Genomic DNA, 4,139 nt, shown 5'->3' on the forward strand with positions numbered 1-4,139 from the left:
CACTCGCCACCGTCCACACCCACACCACCACCGACTGGACGCGCTTCTATCCCACCACCCCACCCACCCACCTCGACCTCCCCACCTACCCCTTCGAGCACAAGCGTTACTGGCTGGAGACGCCCGACAGCGCGGGAGACGCGGCCGCAGCCGGACAGGCGGCGATCGAACACCCGCTGCTCGGCGCGGCGGTGGAACTGGCGGGGACGGATGTCACCGTGCTGACCGGCCGGTTGTCGTTGCAAACGCATGGCTGGCTGGTCGACCACGCGGTCTCCGACACCGTTCTGCTGCCCGGCACGGCCTTCGTCGAGTTGGCGCTTCGCGCGGGTGACGAGGTGGGCGGCGACCACCTCGAGGAACTCACCTTGCAGGCGCCGCTCGTCCTGTCCGCGACCGGCGGCGTGCAACTGCGGGTGGAAGTGGGTGAGCCCGACGACGCCGGACGGGGTTCGGTGAACATCTACTCCCGACCCGACGGCGAGCGCACGGGTGTGCTCTGGACCTGCCACGCCACGGGCGTGCTCGCCCTCGGCGGTCCGGCGGCATCCTCGTGGGATCCCCGGGAGTGGCCGCCGGCCGAGGCGGTGTCGGTGGATATCGACGAGCTGTACCCGGCACTGGCCGCCCTCGGCTATCAGTACGGCCCCGCGTTCCAGGGGTTGCGGGCGGTGTGGAGGCGGGGCGAGGAGGTGTACGCCGAGGTCGTGCTGCCGGAGGAGCGGCACGCCGAAGCGGATGTCTTCGGTATCCACCCCGCGCTGCTGGACGCGGCGCTGCACGCCGGGATCATCCCCCACCCGGAGCCCGGACGGGAACCGGAGCCGCCGAGGCTGCCGTTCGTGTGGTCCGACGTGCGCCTGCACGCGACCGGCGCCAGGCATGTGCGGGTGCGACTGGCTTCGACGGGCCACGACGCCCTCGTGGTGGAGGTCGCCGACACCGAAGGAGTGCCGGTCGCGTCGGTCGGTTCACTGGCGATGCGTCCGGTCGATCCCGGGAAACCGGTCGGGGCGCGGGACGGGCACCACGATGCGTTGTTCCGGATGGCATGGGTGAGCAGGGCGGTGCCGGAGGCCGAGGGGACCCCGGTCGACTCGTGGGTCCTGGTGGGCGACGACGGACTCGGCCTCGACGCCGTTCCGGGCGCCGCACGGGTGCGGCGGTACGCGGACCTGTCCGTGCTCGGCGGCGAGTTCGACGACCCGGCCACCGCCACCTCCCGGCCCGAACTCGTGCTGGCCTGCCACCTGCCCGCCGAGGACGCCGGTTCCGTCGAGGAGGCCGGCTTCGGTGGTCCCGCAGCCGTTCGCACCGCACTGCTCAAGGCGCTGGCGCTGGCGCAATCGTGGCTCGCCGACGAGCGTTTCGCCGACACCCGGCTGGCGGTGGTCACCCGCGGTGCGGTGGCGGCCGGCGACGCGGAGCGGCTCGATCTGGCCTCCGCGCCGGTGTGGGGCCTGCTGCGCACCGCGCAGACGGAGAACCCGGACCGTTTCGTGCTCGTCGACATCGACGAGGACGAGCGTTCCCTCCGAAACCTGCCCGCCGCGCTCGCCTGTGGCGAGCCGCAGTTCGCGCTGCGCGGGGGAGAGGTCCTGGTGCCGAGGCTCGTCCGGGCCGCGGTCGCGGCCGATGGCGCGCCGACACCCCCGCGCGAGCAGTGGGACCCGGAGGGCACGGTCCTGATCACCGGCGGCACCGGCACACTGGGCGAGCTGCTCGCCCGGCACCTGGTGACCGAACACGGGGCAAGGCGGCTGCTGTTGGTCAGCCGCCGAGGGCCCGGGGCCGAGGGCGCCGGGGAATTGGTCGAGCGGCTGGCCGGACTCGGGGCCGCGGCCACGGCTGTGGCATGCGACGTCGCCGACCCCGAGGCGCTGTCCGCCCTGCTGGACGCGATACCGGCCGAACACCCGCTGACCGCGGTCGTGCACGCGGCGGGTGTGCTGGACGACGGCCTGATTTCCGCACTGACACCCGAGCGGCTGGACGCGGTGCTACGGCCCAAGGCGGACGCGGCATGGCACCTGCACCGGCTCACCCGGGACCGGGAGCCGGTGGCGTTCATCCTTTTTTCCTCGGTGATGGCCGCGCTAGGCGGCGCGGGGCAGGGCAACTACGCGGCGGCGAACGCCTACCTCGACGCGCTTGCCGCGCACCGCCGGGCCCAGGGGCTTCCGGCCACGTCGTTGGCCTGGGGCTTCTGGGATCAGCGCAGTGACATGACGGGGAACCTGGACCACGCGGACCTGGCCCGGCTCGCCCGGCTCGGCCTGGCGCCCCTGCGGTCGGAGGAGGGGCTCACCCTGTTCGACGCGGCCGTCGCCCTCGACGAGCCGACGCTCGTCCCCGCGCGGCTGGACATCACACAGCTCGCTCAGGGTGGGAACGAGGCGCTGCCCGCGGTGCTTTCCGCGCTGGTGCGTCCCCGTGCCGCCCGGCGCACCGCCGCGGCGGGTCCGGTGGGCGGCGCCGCGGGCGAGCAACGGTACGCCGGGATGTCCGCGGCCGACGCCGAGCGCGAACTCGTGGAACTGGTGCGCGCCCACGCCGCGACCGTGGTGGGGCACGCGACACCGGAATCGGTCCGGCCGGACGGCAAGTTCAAGGACACCGGCTTCGACTCGCTGTCCGCTGTGGAACTGCGCAACCGCCTGACCGCCGCCCTCGGTCTGCGCCTGTCGGCGACGGCGGTCTTCGACCACCCGACGCCGGTCGCACTGGCCCGACACCTGCGCGACAAACTGCTCGGCGCGGCGCCCGCCGCCGAACCCGCGGTCGCGGTCGTCGCGTCGGTCGAACCGGTGGCCATCGTGGGCATGGGATGCCGGCTTCCCGGGGGCGTCGGATCCCCCGAGGAACTGTGGGAGTTGGTCGCCTCCGGCCGCGAGGGGATCTCGGGGCTCCCGACGGACCGCGGCTGGGACGTCGACGGGCTGTACGACTCCGATCCCGACCGGCCGGGCAAGACCTATGCCCGCGAGGGCGGCTTCCTCCACGGCGCGGCCGAGTTCGACGCGGGCTTCTTCGGTATCGCGCCACGCGAGGCGCTGGCCATGGACCCGCAACAACGGCTGCTCCTGGAAACCGCCTGGGAGGCGTTCGAGCACGCGGGCATCCGCCCGGAGTCGGTGCACGGCAGCCGGACGGGTGTGTACATCGGCGCGTTGGGCCAGGAGTACGGCTCGCCGCTGCACGAGGCCCCGGAGGGGACGGACGGCCTGCTGGCGACCGGTACGACGAACAGCGTGATCTCCGGCCGGCTGGCCTACGTCCTCGGGCTGGAAGGCCCGGCGATCACCACCGACACGGCGTGCTCGTCGTCCCTGGTGGCGCTGCACCAGGCGGCGTACGCGTTGCGCCAAGGGGAGTGCACCCTCGCGGTGGCGGGCGGCGTGACGGTGCTGACCGCACCGGGGCTGTTGACCGAGTTCAGCAGGCAGCGAGGGCTGGCACCCGACGCCCGGATCAAGGCGTTCGCGGCCTCCGCCGACGGCACGGCCTGGGGTGAGGGCGTCGGCGTCGTCATCCTGGAGCGGCTCTCCGACGCACGGCGCAACGGGCACCGCGTCCTCGCCGTCATCCGCGGCTCGGCCGTCAACCAGGACGGTGCGAGCAACGGCCTCACCGCCCCCAACGGACCATCGCAGGAGCGTGTCATCCGGCAGGCGCTGGCCAACTCCGGGGTTCGGGCCGACGAGGTCGATGCGGTCGAGGCGCACGGTACGGGCACCGCGCTGGGCGATCCGATCGAGGCGCAGGCGTTGTTGGCGACCTACGGTCAAGAGCGGCCGGAGGATCGGCCGTTGTGGTTGGGTTCGCTGAAGTCGAACATCGGCCACACGGTGGCCACCGCCGGCGTCGCCGGTGTGATCAAGATGGTGATGGCCCTGCGGCACGGGGTGCTACCCCGCACGTTGAATGTGGACGAGCCGACCCCGCACGTCGACTGGACGGCGGGCGCGGTGGAATTGCTGACCGAGGCGCGGGCGTGGCCGGAGACGGGTCGTCCACGCCGCGCCGGGGTCTCCTCCTTCTCGATCAGTGGGACGAACGCGCATGTGATCGTGGAGCAGGCTCCTGAGGGTGGGGGTGTGGTCGGGCGGGGTGTGTCGGGGCCGGTGGTGGTGGCGGAC

General features: G+C 73.2%; 1 protein-coding gene. It reads left to right on the plus strand.

Going from position 1 to position 4,139, the window contains the following annotated elements; all coding sequences use genetic code 11:
• Positions 1-4,139: type I polyketide synthase (locus ACIRL2_RS51245; protein ID WP_402242674.1), on the plus strand; the 4,139-nt coding region annotated here is incomplete at both ends.

Origin of the sequence: Embleya sp. NPDC127516 (genome assembly GCF_044765325.1) — a bacterium.
In the GTDB taxonomy this organism is placed as follows: domain Bacteria; phylum Actinomycetota; class Actinomycetes; order Streptomycetales; family Streptomycetaceae; genus Embleya.